10 protein-coding genes are annotated in these 14,851 nt (G+C 40.8%); 3 read left to right on the top strand and 7 right to left on the bottom strand.

Annotated features, from left to right (window positions below):
• Window positions 1-59: 59 nt before the first annotated feature.
• A complete protein-coding gene (gene ettA / locus K5Q58_RS05130) occupies window positions 60-1,730 on the bottom strand; it encodes an energy-dependent translational throttle protein EttA (RefSeq protein WP_220752852.1) in 1,671 nt (556 codons plus the stop codon).
• Between the two features lie 17 nt (window positions 1,731-1,747).
• On the opposite strand from ettA, the gene K5Q58_RS05125 reads away from it, so the two are divergent.
• The gene (locus tag K5Q58_RS05125) at window positions 1,748-3,466 is read left to right on the top strand and encodes a recombinase family protein (protein ID WP_220752850.1); all 1,719 of its coding nucleotides are present in this window, start codon (window positions 1,748-1,750) and stop codon (window positions 3,464-3,466) included.
• 259 nt (window positions 3,467-3,725) lie between these two features.
• Window positions 3,726-4,175: a hypothetical protein gene (locus K5Q58_RS05120; protein WP_220752848.1), complete on the top strand. Its 450-nt coding sequence runs from the start codon at window positions 3,726-3,728 to the stop codon at window positions 4,173-4,175.
• Window positions 4,176-4,250: 75 nt separating this feature from the next.
• Here the strand turns inward: K5Q58_RS05120 and K5Q58_RS05115 are convergent, their stop codons facing one another.
• The 4 genes from K5Q58_RS05115 to K5Q58_RS05100 form a co-directional block, all read right to left on the bottom strand.
• Window positions 4,251-4,661: a DUF2513 domain-containing protein gene (locus K5Q58_RS05115; protein WP_220752847.1), complete on the bottom strand. Its 411-nt coding sequence runs from the start codon at window positions 4,659-4,661 to the stop codon at window positions 4,251-4,253.
• Window positions 4,662-5,239: 578 nt separating this feature from the next.
• On the bottom strand, window positions 5,240-5,980 hold the full coding sequence (locus K5Q58_RS05110) for a DNA/RNA non-specific endonuclease (protein WP_220752845.1): 741 nt from the start codon (window positions 5,978-5,980) through the stop codon (window positions 5,240-5,242).
• Between the two features lie 550 nt (window positions 5,981-6,530).
• A complete protein-coding gene (locus K5Q58_RS05105) occupies window positions 6,531-7,076 on the bottom strand; it encodes a hypothetical protein (protein WP_220752844.1) in 546 nt (181 codons plus the stop codon).
• A gap of 1,366 nt (window positions 7,077-8,442) precedes the next feature.
• Window positions 8,443-8,967, bottom strand: a complete 525-nt coding sequence (locus K5Q58_RS05100; protein ID WP_220752842.1) for a hypothetical protein — start codon at window positions 8,965-8,967, stop codon at window positions 8,443-8,445.
• An 844-nt stretch (window positions 8,968-9,811) separates the two neighbouring features.
• On the opposite strand from K5Q58_RS05100, the gene K5Q58_RS05095 reads away from it, so the two are divergent.
• Window positions 9,812-10,498 carry a recombinase family protein gene (locus K5Q58_RS05095; RefSeq protein WP_220752841.1) on the top strand — a complete coding sequence of 229 codons (687 nt, stop codon included), beginning with the start codon at window positions 9,812-9,814 and terminating at the stop codon, window positions 10,496-10,498.
• Between the two features lie 3,340 nt (window positions 10,499-13,838).
• Here the strand turns inward: K5Q58_RS05095 and K5Q58_RS05090 are convergent.
• Window positions 13,839-14,231 (bottom strand): hypothetical protein, encoded by a 393-nt coding sequence (locus K5Q58_RS05090; RefSeq protein ID WP_220752839.1) that lies wholly within the window; start codon window positions 14,229-14,231, stop codon window positions 13,839-13,841.
• Window positions 14,232-14,296: 65 nt separating this feature from the next.
• Window positions 14,297-14,851 (bottom strand): hypothetical protein, encoded by a 555-nt coding sequence (locus K5Q58_RS05085; RefSeq protein ID WP_220752838.1) that lies wholly within the window; start codon window positions 14,849-14,851, stop codon window positions 14,297-14,299.

Below are 14,851 nucleotides of genomic sequence, written 5' to 3'. Positions count from 1 at the left end.
AAGGATGATTTAATGGGGCTTAATTATTTTAACGCGTTTGTTTACACTAAGGGCTGGTTTTACTTGGCAATACGCTTGTACTTAAGACGATGAGGCTCAATCGCTTCTGTGCCTAAATGCTCTTTTAACCATGCGGTATATTCTGTGTAGTTGCCTTCATAGAAGTTAACTTGGCCTTCATCACGATAATCTAAAATGTGAGTGGCGATTCTGTCTAAGAACCAACGGTCATGGGAAATAACCATGGCACAACCAGGGAACTCTAATAACGCTTCTTCTAGCGCACGTAGTGTTTCAACATCTAAGTCATTGGTTGGTTCATCGAGTAGGAGTACGTTACCACCTGCTTGTAGCAGTTTTGCTAAATGGACACGGTTACGCTCACCACCAGACAATGTGCCAATGATTTTTTGCTGATCGCCACCACGGAAGTTAAAGCGGCCAACATAAGCGCGACTTGGGATCTCTGTGTTATTAATACGCATGATATCTTGACCGTCGGAAATTTCTTGCCAGACTGTATTTTTATCATTCATCGAATCACGGAACTGTTCAACCGATGCAATTTGTACTGATTCACCCACTTCGATACTACCGCTATCAGGTTGTTCTGCACCTGAAATCATCTTAAACAAAGTTGATTTACCCGCGCCGTTAGCACCGATAATACCGACAATGGCACCTTTAGGGACGGCAAAGGTTAAGTCATCAATCAATACGCGATCGCCATATGACTTGGTGAGGTTATTCACTTCAATGACTTTGTCACCTAAGCGAGGTCCTGGTGGAATAAACAACTCGTTTGTTTCGTTACGTTTCTGGTAGTCGTTGGTGTTCAATTCTTCAAAGCGAGCCATACGGGCTTTACCTTTAGATTGACGACCTTTGCTGCCTTGGCGTACCCATTCTAATTCTTTTTGAATGGTTTTCTGGCGCGCACTTTCTGTAGATGATTCTTGTTGTAGACGAGCATCTTTTTGCTCTAACCACGAAGAATAGTTACCTTCCCACGGAATACCTTCACCACGGTCAAGTTCCAAAATCCACCCAGCGGCATTATCCAAGAAATATCTATCATGGGTAATGGCCACAACGGTGCCTGTGTAATCTTGTAAGAAGCGCTCAAGCCATGCAACAGATTCTGCATCCAAGTGGTTGGTTGGTTCATCAAGTAGCAACATGTCTGGTTTTTCAAGTAACAGACGACAGATTGCTACGCGGCGACGTTCACCACCTGATAATACTTCGATTTTTTCATCCCAATCAGGAAGACGTAAAGCATTCGCTGCGCGATCTAGCACCACATCAAGGTTATGCGCATCTTGAGATTGAATAATCGCTTCCAGTTGACCTTGCTCTTTAGCAAGTGCATCAAAGTCAGCATCAGGTTCAGCATATAGTGCATACACTTCATCTAAACGGGTGAGGGCATTTTTAGCTTCACTTACCGCTTCTTCAATGGCTTCACGTACGGTTTGCGATTCATCAAGCTTAGGCTCTTGTGGAAGGTATCCGATTTTTAGATCTTGCATCGGGCGCGCTTCGCCTTCGATTTCAGTATCTAACCCTGCCATGATACGAAGTAAAGTCGATTTACCTGAACCGTTTAAACCTAAGACACCAATTTTGGCGCCAGGGAAAAAACTGAGTGAAATATCTTTAAGAATTTGCTTTCCAGGTGGTACATATTTCCCAACTCTTAGCATAGAATAAACGAACTGACCTGACATAAAGGGACTCACAATCAATGAATAATAAAGTAATTTTCGCATACAACAGAGTCAGTACTCAAGGGCAAGCTGAGGAAGGCCGAAACGGTCTTGAGAACCAACGACACATCAACGACCAAGCCGTAACGAGGCTAATGGAAACTGACTCGTTACAGAGGCTTCCAGACGTTATTGAGGTTGGTAGTGCATTTAAGGGAGCTAACTTAGGTGATGTGTTAGAGAGAGTTAGGTCTGGTTATTATCCTGTAGGGTCAGTATGCGTAATGTTTGACCAAACACGTTTCAGCCGTAATGACTTTCTTGATGCAGCATTGAGGATGAGGGAGATTACTGAGGCAGGACTGAATATTCATTTCTCTACCAGCGGCGAAACTGTTGATGCTGGAGTATTTCAGGACTTTGGTCAGTTTGTTGGACTAATTGCCAAGGCTCAGTCAGCTAATGAAGAGTCCACCAGCAGGTCAAACAGAACTACAGCTTCGTATCAGCGTAAGGTTGATGCAGGTGAACTTGTAACTCTTGGGGCATTACCAAATTGGATTCGTAAGGTTTGGGATACATCAGGCTCACATCCTAGAGTGACTGGGTTTGAGCTTCATCCAGATAGAGTTGATGTGATCAACAAAGTGTTCGATATGTTTATTGATGGTCATGGAGCTACGACTATCACTAGATGGCTAAATGATAATATTGAGCCGTGGCCAGAGTTTGATGGTAGAAGAGCAAGAAGTGAAGTCAGAGTTTGGCGTGAGTCCTACATATCCAAAATAATCACTAATCCAGCAACGATAGGCCGTCGTACATTTAATGTTGGTAAGTCTAACGAGTCTGTTGTCGATAATTATTTTCCAGCGGTTGTTACATTGGAGAAGTATTATCAGGCTAAGCAGATTAAGCAATCAAAGGCTAGAGGTAACTCTGGAGGGACTAAGTACCCCGTTAATTTTATGAAAGGTCTTGTTAAGTGTGGTTATTGTGGGGCTAACTTCGGTATACAGAACTTCAAGAATCCGAACAAAGGGAGCAGCATCAGGTGTACTGCTTATGCCAAAAATGAGGTGAGTCGTGATGTGTGTGCTGGTGGAACTTCACCTAGTCGATATCTAGAACAGACTATCATTGAATATTGTAGTGATGTGATCAACTACAACTCGATATTCAAGAGTCAGAAAGTTGATACTGGTGAGTTAGAGGCCAACATCCACCAGCATAAAGCTACGATCAGTGATGTTGATATTAAGTTGACTCGTCTTGAGGACTTATATTTGGACGGTGATATTACGAAAAACCGCTATTTGAGTCGCAAAGAGGGAATGGAGGAGCTTTTAGCTTCGGAGAGGACTCTATTAGCTTCTCTAGAAGATGAACTCAATTTATCCAAGCATACGGCTACTGATATCGAGTCGAACTTCTTAGAGGTCGTTAAACAAGCGAGGGAAGGGCGGTTAGATGATGATGTTAGATTGAGGCTTCGTGTCTTGCTACCTAAGTTCATTGATAAAATTGAAGTTTGGCAGTTTGGGTCGGAATGGAAAAGTCAGAAAACTTGGGATGAGTTTAAAGAGAAGTTTCCAGATATCGACCTTCATGAATCTATGGGCGACCCAACATTGAAGACTAAAAACATAACGTATGGTATTCATTTCACCAATGGATATTTCAGAGCATTCTGGTGGGACAGTGAAGCTGATACATGGCGTGGGAAGGCTGATAATAAAGGTGCAGAATGGAAGTAATGAGCCACTAGGTAAATGAGAGATTGAAAGCCCTCTACGCTATCTATAGGTGCGTCATAATACATATCTAGATTTGCATTATTTGATACTCCCAACATTCATTTAGTGTTAAATTTGTTAGCATAAGCAAAGGATTAAACCACCAAATGATAGCAATAAGATGAGATGTTGAACCTTGAAATCCCTAATTATTAGAATAATAAAATGGTCTGTTATAGGTATAGTGGCACTAGCGATAATGATACCGCTAAGTATATTTATGTATGTGAAGTATATTGGCAACCAGCATAATGAAGGTTGGTCTTGGGAGCCTATAGATTGGAGTGATTCATACCATTACACAAGCAAATCCCCTCTTGGAATATTTTACAAATATGTTACGGATGACTACCACGTATCTTATTTCTTGATCGCTCAAGAAGATGGTACAGATCAGCTTATGGCTACTGTTTTCTTTCCAGTTGATAAGTGTAAGCCAAATGCAGAAATAGATACACCAGCAACATATGGGGAAGAAGAAACGCCATTCAAGTTAGTGTGTAACATAGATGGTAATGCCATTACAAATACTACTATATGGCCAAATTACACAGACAAACGAAGAGGGTTGAAAATGGATTATGGGAATGGATATAAGTTTCATTTTTATCCACCATATAACTTCATAGATAAAAGCAAGCAAGCTAGAGCTCTTCAAGGGTTACAGTAAGTTAACTTGTGTAGTGAATAAAGCCCTCTAAGCTATCTAGAGGGCTCAAAATATAATCATCTACAATAGGGTTAATTATTCGCCTATCGCCTTCTTCAACTGTGCTTCAGTAATCTTAGCAGCAATTCCGAAGGTGGCTTTTATCATCTCAGTTGGGCCAGCATCTTTAAATGTTGTCTTCAGAGTTTCTAACACGCCAGCTTTAGTGAGAGCTGCGGCAAAATCATGGCCATGAGCAGTAAGTCGAAGAGGAACAATTGAAATAATGTATTGACCATCTCCGCACCTTCTAAAACCTAATCCAGAGCTGTCTATAGTATTTTCAATTACATTCAAATCATCAAGAATCTCCAAGTGAAAGAAAAATTCGGCTTCCTTAGATTCTTCATTCCATAGATCATTAAACAAATTTAGGTCAAATTGAGCGTCAGGGTGATCTAAAGCTCTGTTTAGCATCACTTCTATATAGTCGTAGTTGATTCTCATTTTTTATTATCTCCAGACCTACTTGAATCACCATTTGGAGTTGCTTTTGGAGGTTTAACTTTAGGCATTACTACGCCAGAACTCATTGGTTGAAGCGCTCTGTCGTTGACTACTACCTTTCCGCTGGTCTTGTTTTTGGTCATGAAACAATCTCCCTATTATGCATACATGTTAGTAAAGTATTCTTGTGATATTGATTGCGCTTTAGCTTTGTATTTATCCTTGTGAGGATCCGATACTGAAGCTTGGCCTAAGTGTTTTTGCTAAATGTTGCATATTTACCTGCCATAATGATGACCACTGAAGATGGTCTAACTTTGGCTTCAATAGCAGCTCTAAGTTGAGCGTCAGTTTTTGCACCAGTGATAGGGTTGTCTTTGGGAACCGAGTAATTTTAGTAATCGAAATAACTACGTTTATTCAATAACCCGACAAATTTTTCATAAGCATTTGTGTATGTCCAAGAGTGACTAATGAATAAGTTAAATGTTCTCATCGTAAACTGCCTTTTTGTTTTAGTTATGTCAGATATCAATGTATCTTCTATGTTGGTGATTCATTGTGATCTACAACAATGTTTAGCATTTCAGTAAGTCCATAATTCTGTTACTGCTTTTTAGTGATTTAGGTAGTTGATAGTCTATCTTGTTTTGAATACTGCTCAATGATGCTGCTTTAGAGCAGTACTTGTCAGAACGCTTAGATGTTTGGTGCATTATGAATGATGCTGCATTGCCCTTAGCATCATATATCACTTTAAAATAACCTGATGGCACACTATGGGTTTCATCAGCCTTTGGTAATGGCTTCATCTTCTCTGTGTAGAGTGGACCAGTAATTACATACAATGGTTTTGAGTATGACACTGCGTCTCTGACTGCCATTTCTAAATGCTTCCAAGCACCTTGATTTAGGTCTTTGTGTTGTGGAGTAATGTTGCTTAGATAATTGAGTTCATACCAATAGTGAGAAGATGCGAAAGAGGCAAGGGGAGCCTGATGACCCTTATCTGATTTTAATGAACTGGCATTTGCTCCAGAGTAATCACTTTCTTCCAATCTTGAGTCTTTGTCGATTAGAGGGTTATTGCCCCAGTCTCGTCCTGGTGATGGCCCGAAATTAACAACATCAACTTCGTAAGCGACCCAGTCTGCCATTTTAGTAGTGGTGTCTTGTGATAAGGCATACACATGGCCATAAATAAGTATGTTTTCGTCTGGGCTACTTGGACAGTCGATTGGACAATGAACTGAATAAACGGCAGATATGGCAGGAGCTGAAGCTAGAAGTGTAGCTAGGAGTACTAATATGACTTTCATTGCGAGATCCCTTTCAATACGAATTAGTCCATTTATTCGTCAGCTAAGTTAACAGGTTGCAAGTGATATTACTAATCAGGTGATTACAAGTTAAAAAGCACATCCCATAAAATATCGTGAAATTAATAGATATAATGTGGGGTTGGGTGGTTGGTGAAGATGACATTGGAACTAAAGCAAATTAGATGATTTTCAGTAGGCGAATCTTGATAACAATTCAAATACCCTAAAGTTAATTATCACACTGCATGATTAGGTGTGTATTCGGTTGAATTAATTAGTTGTTTTAGTGGGGGGATTCAGGTGTTTGTGGATAACCCCCCACAAAACACTACTTGAGCCTAATGCGCCCCCTGTAAAAACAATAGGTTATATTCTGTAAATCGATTGATGAAATGCTGCCTTTTAGTAAATTAGCTCTATCTTACTGATTAAACTATAATTTGGTTATAAAAATGTTTTCAGACAGGAATGTTTTCAGGCAGGTTTGAAAGAAAGTAAAAAGCCCCAATGGCTGTAACCATTGGGGCTTTTTTTTGTTTGGGGTTCTCTAAGCTGACAACCTATCAGCCATCGTATTTGCCAACCTATAAACCATCGAGCGATAGAAGGTCTCCAGTTCCAGTTCTTCCAGTTCAATCAAACCTTTCGAGCGACCCACATTTGAGTGAAAGTCTAAAGTTACAGTCATAACTGCGTCTTCGGCATTATCGGTAGTGCTAAGATGGATTACTGAAGGTTCACCCACAGGATTAATTTCAATTAATCCAACTAGGCCATTAAGTTCGCGATAAGCAATCAGGCCATTGAAAAAGTCATCATAACTCGGGTATCTATCAACATATGGAGCTGAACCAGTTAGCCATATTGAATTCACCTTAATCGTACCTTCGGTTTGGCTACCGTCTTCGTATGGGTCTGCAAAATTAGCGTCTAGTTCTGCTACTAGATTATCCAAACCAACAAAGTCTAACTGGAATGTGTCTTCCCAAATTTCTGTAATTGTAATCGTGCCATCTTCGTAATCATTGTGACCTTCTACCAGTCCATTAATTTCAAAGTTATCTAAGCTGTTCCATCGTGTAATTGAGTTCATATTATTTTCTCCTAGTTAACCACAGACAGGATTGTCTGCGAGGAGATATGTCAAAAGTATGGGAATACGTTTGAATTAATTGCAAGAGATATTTTGGAAATTTCCAAATTAATTACAGATAGGGTTATAAATTGAGCCTAGAACGTTCGGAGAGGCCTTTAGAACGTTCGGAGAGGGATTATCTCCAGACTAACCAGTAAAGTGCTTGGTCTAATGTGATGGTAGAGTTATATCTATGGCCTGTTAAGTCTGGATATGGAGAGAGGAAGATTGGAGTTATTGCGATGTACTGAGTTTACAATTGAGTTGAACATTGACTGTAGATGCTCCCCGCCGCCACTATCGAATTTAGCAATGAAGTCTATCCCATCCACAGTAGGGTTAAACTTAACTATGTTCTCTAGTTGATGCTTCTGGTATTGATTAGATATGTATCCAACGACAAAGCCATTAATAAAATGGACTCTGGTAACGATGAGTTGCATTTTGGCCTCCTTGGTTTGGTTAACGTGATGGTTAGAGAGCGATAACCTAGATTGGATTAACAAGTATATGGGTAAGGGTATCTCGTATAAACCGCAGTTAGGGCTTTATAAATAACTCCTCTAACGTTCGAGACCGATTACTGTGATGTATGTATGTAACTTTTATTGCTGTATATGGAGATATACTGCGAGAGGGCTTTACGTTTTGTCTAGAGACCTAATGTGACGTGTATCGTTATCGTAGGTTTAGGGATAGGCGTTTTTGCAATGGGACAGTGTTGTGATGGGGATATGGATGTTTGTTTGGATATGGATGTTAATTGTTTCCCATGGTGTGCCATCCGTGTAGCTGCCTTCGCTGCGCTCGCATATGCAAAACTGGTTTTGTGTTATTAGCTGTCGATAGGTATGGATAGCTCCGCTGCGCTTCGAAGAGCAACATGACAGGGTGTTTAAACAACATTTCCAGAACTGGATCAGAGTAGACCAGCAACCAAGGAAACTTGTAGTTTGTGCCGCTTGCGGTGCAAACATCTGCTATTTTTGGGGAGCATACCGTTCTGTTACGAGACGAGACGCTACGAGCTTTGCGAGGTCTCGAATGTGACAGGTTAAGGTTGCTCCCCAAAAATAGCCACAAGCTACAGTAGCGAAGCATTAGTTTTAGAAAGGTTAGGGCGAAGCATTAGAACGTTAACAAGGTTAGAGAACCCCCTGTTTAAAGGTTTTTTGCACCATAAAATAGGTGTGTAACCCTTGGGGCTACAGGGTTTTGATGGTTAATTTAACGGTAGGTCAGTAAGCCTCTAAGCCTCTAAAAATGGAGTCATGTTAACTCCAAAAATCATCGAACTGACCTACCGTTAATTTCGTGTGTTTTGCTAGTAAAATATGTGCCAATCGCCATCGATAATTCCAACAAAAAGTCCATTGGTTGGGGATAATCTAACCCTTAAAATGAATGCGTTTTTTACTCTGGTTCTGTTGTTTTTCTGTTTTAGAACTACAATATCCCACTCGTAACGTTTTTCTGCATCCTTCTCTGCCTTGTTAAATTTCTCTACCTCGTCCATAAACTGGTGGAGAGTTGCCTTCGACTTTCCTGTTAGATGCTCCGCAATCCATTTTCTACCTTTGTTTTTAATGGTATTGGAGCTTACAGTTAAAAAACCAAAAGGCGTTAGAAAGTTTGCCAACGAACCAATTGTAGGGTTCTGCTTCCTTGTTGCCATCTTCTCGATAAGGTGGAACTCGTTTTTAAGTTTCTGCTTCTGTTCTACTAGGTCTGCTTTACGAGAGTTCTGGAGCAGTTGTTCTTCGTAGTTCGACACTGGTCTAAACTCCCACTCCAGTTTGTCGTTAATTAATTTGTATCGGTATACTCGATGTACTAAATTATCCATCATTGTTTATGTTCTCCTCTGATGTATGCGACAAGTTCCATGTGCTTGTCTTGGTTGTTAATTAGGGCTGTAAACTTCTCTGGGTCATCTGGAAGTAGTCTTCCATAATGCTCGATAGCAGCTTCGTTGTTTCGGAAGTATTGGTAACGAACCGTTGCCCCCATTAAATGGAGACGTTTGGCTAATAACATAATCAATGTCCTCTATGTTTCTGACGGCTGAGGTTGATGTATGCCTCGGTGAATTTCAGCAGAGGCTCCAACTTTATGTCCGTCCAAGAGATATACCCAAGCATTGCGGATGGGGGTGTTTCGTATGACTTCAAGTTGATCTGAACTGACATCGCTAGGCTCAACTATTTCGTCACCGAAGATGTTATTTTGCTCCATTGGTTACCTCCAGTTTTGCAGTCATACGTTTGCGGTACATTAAAATGGTGTAGGTTTTTAGGGGTAATAGCTCTGGGCTTGTCAATGATAAGTGTGGAGATATCGTTCGAATATATGTGTTGTACATATGCTTCCATGCGTTTTTGTCGTTCTCGGAAAGTGTTCCTAGTTTTCGTAATGAACGTTGTCTTGTTTCATCGGACATAGTTAGTCCTCCTGTAATAGGGTTGTTTAGGGTTGTTATAGACTCTCTCCCTATAAGGGTACGATTTGGCAACCCCTGCCGCCCCACTGTCTAGAGGTATATAAAATATTACAGAGGTAGGTTGTGATTGAAGGCGATATAACTAAACTTAATTTCTCGCAAGCGTCTGATATTAAACGGTTATTATCGCTTTTGTGTAAAGTGGCGTATGCTTGGTCGTATAAAATGAACACTTGGGCGAGATACATATAATATGGCTATTAACAAATACATCATTTACAAACGAGTCAGTACAACAAAGCAGGGATCTGATGGGTATGGAATGTCAGCTCAGGATAGGGATATCGATATCTTCTTGGATGCTCAAACTAACCCAATTGTAATTGCTACATATATAGAAGTTGAGTCAGGTAATAATGCTAAGCGCCCAGAGCTTGCCAAGGCTGTCTCACTAGCCAAAGCACAGAAGGCGACATTGCTAGTGTCGAAGCTAGATAGATTGTCTAGGAGGGTTAGTGAGCTCTCTCGATTAATGGAGGATGTGAGTATTAAGGTGGCAATGATGCCGAATGCGGATAACTTCCAACTTCATATTTATGCTTCACTCGCTGAACAGGAACGTCTAATGATTAGTCAGCGTACGAAGGCGGCATTAGCTGCTGCGAAGGCGAGGGGAGTTGCTATCTGTGTTAGACATACACCGCCTACTACTGAACAGAATATAGCTCTACAGGCTTCTGGAGTAGCTGGCATTATCCGTAAGGCCGATGAGTTTGCTAACTCGATGAGTGGTGTGATTGTTCCAATGCGTGAGTCCGGTATGTCGCTTCAGAAGATTGCTGATAAATTGAATGACCTATCATTGACTACACCAAGGGGTAAGCGGTTTACATCAATGGCAGTCAAGAACGTTTTAGACAGAGTGGTGCTAGCAGCATGATTATCATTTCAATAGAGTTGGGTGACTTTTGTGATAAGTGTGGGTTTATTTGTGCGGCTGACTGGCTTGATTACTGTCTTGGTTGCAGTGAAGCGTTTGAAACCTAAAGGTTCTGTCAGTCTGTCTCGATGCCTCTGAGAACTAAATAGAATATCTGAACATTCAGATTGTGCGTTATAATAATGTCAGCGAATAGACTATTCAGTTATATTGAGTTCTAAAACCGTAAATTCATGTAATGAACATCTGTGTTTCCCAAAGAAAGTACAGGCTATGTTCTGCAATATACAATCAAAACGCCTCGATGAAATGTGTGCGGTGTGATTTCTGATGTTATGGTTACCTTCGAAGGTAATTAACGGTTAGCATCCACTTACTTGTCATGTGATGTAGTAAGTGTAATTACCTTTGACGGGGTATCCCCTGTCAGACCTCTCATTGTAGTATTGCCGTTCTTTGATACATTACTTTTCGATATGCTTCCTCCAGCATATCGAGACATTTCCATAATTTTCCAATAGCAGTCCGAGATATCGAGATTGTACACCCTTCATTGGGTTGCCATTGGGGTTTGATGGTAGGCATTTTCGATTGTGTTCCCTCCAGCCTATCCAGAAATTCCATGACTTTCCAATAGCAGTCCGAGATATCGAGATTGTACACCCTGTAGCCTCCAGTGATGCCAAGTTAGCAGCCACTAATCACCCATAAACTATCGCAAAGTAGCAGGTTGCCATAGGTAGTGTTGTGGATGTTTTGGAGATATCGATAATGGCAGAGTGTAATGTGATGTGGATGTCTGGTGGGTTAATTACTATCGATAGTAATAAACTCTATTTCCATGTTAAATCCCTGCATAAATTAATGTGAATGTGTCTGTCTTGGGCAGACTTCTCGAACTTTTGGAGATGTTCTGGAGATATCGAGACTTATCGAGATGAGCCCACCATCACATTGTACTACCCAATATGCAATCGATCGTTCTGGGTTGTTTTAGAGTGTTTTAGAGTGGATAAACATTAATGGATATATGTAGTGTCTGGAGATATCGAGATATATGCAATGTGATGGTGTATGTGGATTGTCTCTAGTTCTCTTGGGAGTGTTTAATGATTACCTTCTAGGGTAATCATGGGGTATCGAGGTATATAGTTATAGTTCTCTTGGAGATATCTATATGTTGGATAAGGTTTAGCGCGAGACTGCGCTGTTGGTTAGGTGTGGTCGATAGTTAATGGAGAGAGGATTATTGGAGTTATTGCGATGGTACTAGGATAGGGAAAGCAGCATCAATGTGGAGACCTAATGTGATGGACTTCTACCTCGTTGGGGTAAAAGTTAGTGGCTGCTAACCCTGTAACTATGGCCTCCCCAACTAATGGTGCAGACTTCTTGGGCTAATGTGACGTATATGTAGATATCGTAAGCTGTTGTATATTAACAGTAATGTTGGATTGTGGGCAGGTTGTTTCGTGGGGTAATAGGGATGTAATGGTGGGTTTATAGGTAGATATGGAAGTGTTGTAACGGCTGGGATGGTTATATCGGTAACAGCAAGGGTAACAGCAGCCAATACCTAGTCCCCTGTCGGGGGGATGGATAGTCAATGTTTGGATGGAGACAGCTAAAATTTTCGTCCGATGTTGTAGAGGTCTGTATGGTTTCTGGAGCTGTGGATAGTTACGGTCTCCCCCCGCCATTAGAGATGATGCGTAGTATCGACGCTACGCATGGGAAATTACCTTGTATGGACTTAATTTGATGTGGATGGAAGACGACGGGAAATTACGTTGTCTGTTTTCTGGAGTAAAAAATGGGAAAAAGTTTCGTTCGTGTCTACCAGCGATTGGAGTTAATGTTCTGGAGTAAAACAAGGGGGTGTTAATGGAGACAGGACATCTTGGAGTTATTACACCAACAACAGAACAGGGAAAGCAGACAGCAATGTGATGTATGTCCAGTCCACCAGCAGGGATATGCATGTACTATCGTAGACTAATGCAGGGCTTATCGGACTATTAATGGGCTACATAGGCTTGTATGGGTCATGGTTAACTCTGTCTCGAGGCATAGAGGAGCTTTGGCAATGGATAATAATGTTTCTGTTGGAGGCTCTGGAGAGCAAATGTATTTTTGGATGCATCGGAAATCTGTCTGTAGAGCTTTATGGGTGTGTTTGTCGAAAATAACAGGGAGTGCTACCCCCATACCATCATGTTGGAGAGTGCTAATGTGATGTGTTTGTTAATAAATACTCTGCATGGTCATGGTGTGTCTGGTTCTCCAGATTGGTCCAAGCTATGAGCGTCCTACGTATACTTGGTGCTTGCAGCAAGGGTAACGAGTGGACAAGGGATGTAGAACTAAATTTCCAACTTAGATATATGGTCTATAGGGAATAGAGAGATTATTTGGAGTTATTGCAGGTGGAACAGAACAGGGAAAGAAACTGTTGGAGGTCATGAAGCCGTCATTTTAATAGCTTTTTGGTGGTAATACCTTTGAGTGATGCAGGTGCTTGGCGAGTTGAGGCAGATAGCAAAGGTGCGTTCATTAGATATTTGCCATGTAAAGGGGTAAATAAAACCCCACCAACAAGAGCAGGGTTAGGAATAGGGATTTACAAACCGTTTTTAGACATTACGAATTTAACTAGCGATAGCGAAGCGTTAGCTTTAGTTAGAGGACAAAGCCAAATATTAAAACAAGACCAACCGTTACGATTTACAGTTACCTGAGAAACTAAATTTACGCCAAGAGCATTAGCTTTACGCAAAATAACACTAGAATATTTAGGGCTACAAGAAACGGTAGGTTTAGTAAACTCAGTTACAATAGAACAAGACATAATTAATACCACAAGTTGTTTTTGATGGAGGTATCATCGGGTTTCTCAATAAATAAGTAAATGGCCAAAATGATACCGTTTAGTTATCAAAAACAAGGAGATATAGCCTATAGCTATATGTCGGAAATACTATCTGTTCCGTCATTGTAATAGCTTTTGGGGAGGATTGTAGTGTGGTTGTTACACGAGGGGATATCTACAACCGACAATATTTTTTTTTGGGGGCAATCTTGCCCACTCTTAGCATAGAATAAACGAACTGACCTGACATGAAGGGACTCACAATCAATGAATAATAAAGTAATTTTCGCATACAACAGAGTCAGTACTCAAGGGCAAGCTGAGGAAGGCCGAAACGGTCTTGAGAACCAACGACACATCAACGACCAAGCTTTAAGAGGCTAATGGAGAATGACTCGTTCCAGAGGCTTCCAGGCGTTATTGAGGTTGGTAGTGCATCGACACCATTCCACCAGCATCAATTATAGAGGTTTACGAGTTCCATCCTGCTGATTGGGGGGAATAGCACAATTCATCGTCTTCTTGCTTAGCTGCTTTGGGTTCTGGAATCTTTGGGACTTCGCATTCTTGGAACTCGCCACGTTCCATTTTGTATGTCTTGGTTAGACCGTTGGAATAGTTCACAGTGATTGTAAGGCTGTCTTCATAGCTGAATTGCCCATGTATGTCCCACATAAACTCTTCCCATTGTTCTGGATTAGAACGGTTGAATGGGACGCCTGAAACTGCACATGAGTATCTACTACCTTGGAATTCGACTTGGATGTCTATTCCATTATGTTGGATGTCGTATGTTTCGAATGCGTCTACACCATCAGAGTAATATGCTTCTTCTTGTTCTTTGTCGGTGAATGTAATAGTCATGCTGGTTCCAGTGGGTTTTGTTGGTTTGTGATAAAGCTCCACATATCATAGAGCCTTAATCCAGCTTATTCATCGGTAAACTTAGGCTTCTCGCGGTGTATCTTATCTATTAAGAAATGCATTCCCAACACAGTTGTAGTCATAATATTACATACAACGAACAGGTATAGGGTCACACATATTACTTTGATTAAAGTATGAAGGTCTGACGTCCAATATGAAATGCTTGAAGCCGATAATTGGATAAACCCGCCAACGAAATACATTGCAATGCTCATGAAGGCTAAGTAACCAAATAAGTATGTGAGAAAGTTTCTTCTTGTAAGAGGTATGCCTTTGAGTTTTGGAGGGCGACCTTCCATTTTTTCATCCATACCTTCTCTTTGGAAAGTAGCAACAGCGGCCATGGAAGCGATATAGAAGCCAGACAATATTTGCAGTATGCCATTAACGAGACTAATCAAACTATCTTTGCCGATTAGTGCAATTGGCTTAGGAAGGTTAAAAATGATAATACTAACAAGCACAGCAAGAATCGACGGTATGATAATATCAAACCATCGTTTCTCTGAGTGTTTTATTCCTATGTAACTCATAGGCTTGAGTAGTTTATCGAACAT

It is taken from the genome of Shewanella sp. KT0246 (assembly GCF_019654955.1).
GTDB lineage: Bacteria > Pseudomonadota > Gammaproteobacteria > Enterobacterales > Shewanellaceae > Shewanella > Shewanella goraebulensis.
The sequence above is the reverse complement of the archived record's forward strand: the minus strand, read 5'-3'. Positions and strand labels throughout refer to the sequence as shown.